The sequence below is a fragment of the Ideonella sp. P3_A4 genome, from assembly GCF_056403075.1.
Map to the genome: position 1 here is coordinate 1 of NZ_JBFUGE010000588.1, position 3,678 is coordinate 3,678.

Annotated in this window: 4 protein-coding genes and 1 pseudogene; 4 read left to right on the top strand and 1 reads right to left on the bottom strand. The window is 67.3% G+C overall.

The features are described 5' to 3' along the window. The 4 genes and pseudogenes from AC1DYI_RS29410 to AC1DYI_RS29425 form a co-directional block, all read left to right on the top strand. A pseudogene (locus AC1DYI_RS29410) lies at nucleotides 1–681 on the top strand (hypothetical protein); the annotation flags it as partial. A 14-nt stretch (nucleotides 682–695) separates the two neighbouring features. Next, nucleotides 696–1,115, top strand: a complete 420-nt coding sequence (locus AC1DYI_RS29415) for a phage tail protein (RefSeq protein WP_477207664.1) — start codon at nucleotides 696–698, stop codon at nucleotides 1,113–1,115. 5 nt (nucleotides 1,116–1,120) lie between these two features. After that, nucleotides 1,121–2,173 carry a contractile injection system protein, VgrG/Pvc8 family gene (locus AC1DYI_RS29420; protein ID WP_477207665.1) on the top strand — a complete coding sequence of 351 codons (1,053 nt, stop codon included), beginning with the start codon at nucleotides 1,121–1,123 and terminating at the stop codon, nucleotides 2,171–2,173. Between the two features lie 88 nt (nucleotides 2,174–2,261). Beyond that, a complete protein-coding gene (locus AC1DYI_RS29425) occupies nucleotides 2,262–2,975 on the top strand; it encodes an autoinducer binding domain-containing protein (protein WP_477207666.1) in 714 nt (237 codons plus the stop codon). A gap of 158 nt (nucleotides 2,976–3,133) precedes the next feature. On the opposite strand, the gene AC1DYI_RS29430 is transcribed toward AC1DYI_RS29425, so the two are convergent. Then, a partial coding sequence (locus AC1DYI_RS29430; RefSeq protein ID WP_477207667.1) for a helix-turn-helix transcriptional regulator occupies nucleotides 3,134–3,678 on the bottom strand: 545 nt, incomplete at its 5' end.

The following is a 3,678-nucleotide window of genomic DNA, read 5'->3' on the forward strand; positions in this document are numbered from 1 at the left end:
CAGTCGGTGAACGGCGTGCTCGAGCGGCTGGCAGCGTGGGCCAAGGAGCACCCCCAGCTCACCACCGCGCTCATGCAGGGCGCCGCCGCCATCGCTGTGGTTCTGGCGGTAGTGGGTTCACTGTTGCTGGCCGTGGCGGGCATCCTKGGGCCGCTTGCGGCATTCCGCTTCGGCTTCGCCACGGCATTGCCCCTGCTCGAGGTCATCGGCGTTGCCCTGGCTGCCGTCGCGGCTGCGGTTGGTCTGCCCGTCTGGGCGCTCGGTGCGCTGGTGGCAGCGTTCGCCGCGGCGGCCGTGGCAGTGGTGGCGTATTGGGAGCCGATCAAGGCCTTCTTCGCGCAGCTCTGGGAAGGGGTCAGGAAGATCTTCTGGGACGCCGTGGACGCCCTGYTGGAGCCTCTGCGCCTGCTACGGACGGGCCTCAACACGATCGGCTGGAACGTGCCTGAGATCCCGCGCTTCAGCACCAGCCCGGTCAAGGTGGACGGTCGCCCACCGCTTCCCGCGGGCGCCGGCATGCCGCAGCCTATGACGGTGGCGGCCGGCCCCACCACCGTACAGGTTCAGGCGGCACCTGGCATGGACGAGCGCGCGCTGGCCCGCGAGGTCGCACGCCAGATGGATCAGCGTGACCGCGATCTCGTCGCGCGTGGCCGCAGCGCGCTGCGCGACCGAGACTGAAGGAAGGAAACGCCATGATGATGGGCTTCGGCCAGTTCACCTTCTCGCTTGAGACGCTGGCCTACCAGCAACTTGAGCGTTCGGCCGAGTGGCGCCACCCTAGCAACAGCCTGGTCGGCGCCCTCCCGGCCAGCCAGTTCACGGGCCCGGGGGAAGACACCACCACCCTCAACGGGACGCTGCACCCCGCCTTCAAGGGCACCCCGCAGGACCTGGACCTGCTGCGCGAGATGGCCAACAGCGGCAAGGCCTGGCCGCTCGTCTCCGGTACCGGCCGAGTGTATGGCGCCTACGTCATCACCAGCCTGCGCGAGGCCGAGACCAACCACTTAGCTAACGGCACACCGACCCGCATCGACTTCACGCTCGTGCTCAAGCGCGTGGACGATGGCGCCACCGACCAGCTCGGCACGCAGACCAGCACCACGGGCTGAACACCATGGCCACCCACAGCACTCCCAACACGCAAGGCGGCTTGCAGCGCCAGCCGGCCTTTCGCATCACACTGGGCGGCAAGGACATCACGGCCACCATCAACCCGCGCCTGGTCAACCTGGCGCTCACCCAATGCCGTGGCGACGAGGCTGATCAACTCGACCTCACGCTCGACGACACTGACGGCCAGCTCGAGCTGCCGCGGACCGGCGTGGAGATCTCCCTGGCCATTGGCTGGGCCGGCACGGACCTGACACCCAAGGGAACGTTCACCGTCGACGAGGTGGAACACAGCGGAGCGCCGGACCAGGTTCAGATCCGCGCCCGAAGCGCAGACCTGCGCGCCGGCCTGCGCAACCGAGCCGAGCAAAGCTGGCACGACACGACCCTGGGTACCGTGGCGCAGACGATCGCCCGCCGAAACGGCCTGCAGGCCCGCATCGACGCCGGATTGGCAAGCACGCCCATCGCGCACGCCGACCAGACCAACGAGAGCGACATCAACTTCCTGAGCCGCCTGGCCAGGCGGCATGACGCGGTAGCCACGGTGAAGGCTGACCGCCTGGTGCTGGTGCCGATCAACGGCTCGCGCAGTAGCTCCGGCGCAGCGCTGTCAGTCACCTTGCTCACCCGAACCTCAGGCGATCGGCATCGCTATCACATGGCCAACCGCGACGCCTACACCGGCGCGCGCGCCTATTGGCATGACGCCACCCGCGCCAAGCAGCGCAGCGTGCTGGTCGGCCAAAGCGGCAATGCCAAGCGTCTGCGTGAGGGACATGCCACCGAGGCAGATGCCCGCGCGGCGGCTGAAGCCGAATGGCAGCGTATCCAGCGCGGCGCGGCGACCTTCGAGCTGACGCTGGCCACCGGCATCGCCACCCTTGACGCGCAGGCCCCGCTGGCAGTGAGCGGCTTCAAGCCGGCGATCGACGGCACCGACTGGCTTGTCACCAAGGTCACCCACACCATCGCCGACGGTGGGTTCATTACGCGGCTGGAGGCGGAGCGCCAGGGGGCCGATGCCCACGCTGGCAGCGCGGAAGACGTCGGCTGAGGCGCAGCCGAATTGGCTTGCTACAGTCCGTAGCGCAACAGCTATTGGACCCATCGACCACGCTCACGGTCGAGCCGCCGCGCAAAGAATGCTCCCCCTGCAGCAACTCATAGACCTCGGCTTGGCGGAGGACCGGGACAGCCTTCGGCGACAGTTGGCCCGTGCTGCGGCCGATCTCGGATTCGGCCTGTTCTCGGCGGTGCTGATTCGCGGCGCGCTGGGCTCCAAGAACGCCTGGCTGGCCGGAGTCGGGAACCCTCCCGCCGCCTACTTGGAGGCCCAGTACTCGCTCGACGACACGCTGCGCGATCCGGTCATGTGTTCGCTGCGATCGAGCATCGCTCCGGTTCTGTACGACCAGGCGCTGTATGTCGATGGCGGCGCCGCGGACCTGTGGGACCTACAGGCCGCCTACGGCTACCGGAGCGGCGTCGCGTGCACCGTTCACGAGGCGAGCCACCTCGAACAGTTCATGTTCGGCGTTGATGGCGATGCACTGCCAAACGACCTGGTCGGTCGGGTCTCGCTGACAGCGGCGATTCAGCTGCTCACCGTGTACGCGCAGTCGGCCATGCAGCGCATCTTCACGTCGGCGCCTTCGGGATGTCCAGTCCTCGAAGACGACGAGTTGGAGCCTCTGCGCTGGGCGAAGGACGCCTACACCGTTCACCAGATCGGAGACAAGCTTTTGATCAGCAGCGTCCACGTGCAGCACAAGTTGCATCAGGCCACCAAGAAGCTCGGCGTCAGCTCGGTGCCGGCCGCCGTCCTGCGATGCATCGAGGGTGGACTGATCGACTGAAGCCGCAGCGGGCTAGCCGAAATGGCGCCCAGGGAAAAGCTGCCAGGTCTGCATATAGGCTTCACAAGCGAGGCAACAGATAGTGTGCTCCGCGGTCGACGTGACCGCTGATACCGGAGTACACGATGATCTCGTTCCTGTTGCAACTGTTCGGCTTTTCAGAACCCACCGACCTTCCCCGTACCGGCGGCGGCGGATCCTGAGCTGGCGATGTCCAACGCGCGCCCCAGGTCCAGCCATCCGCGGTTCAGAGCCATGGCGGCCGCCGCGTAGGACGTCTCCACACCCAGCCGTGCCCGCGCGCGCTCCAGGGACTGGTACACCGCCTTAGTGCTGATCCCGAGAGTGCGCGCGGCATCCTTGTACGAAAGGCCCGCCAGCGTGAAGTGCAGGCAGTCCATCTCGTCCTGCGTCAACGGGCACGCTGCCACCGTGGCGGCGGCCAATTTGCGCAGCGGCCCGTTGATCGTCACGGCCGCAGTCAGCGTGTAGCCCAGCAGCGTCGAGACATGAGCGTCGGGCAGCTTCTCGTCGGAGCTCGACACCATGAGAACGCAGCCCGTGCCGCTGCCATCAAGTGCGGCCCCAGCCACGCCGCAGCGATAGCCGAAATCCCCATTCAGCTCCCGCCAGTCGCCCCCACCACGCCCTGACTGCCAGACGACCGGTATGGGCGACATCTTTGCCTGTGCCACCACAGGGT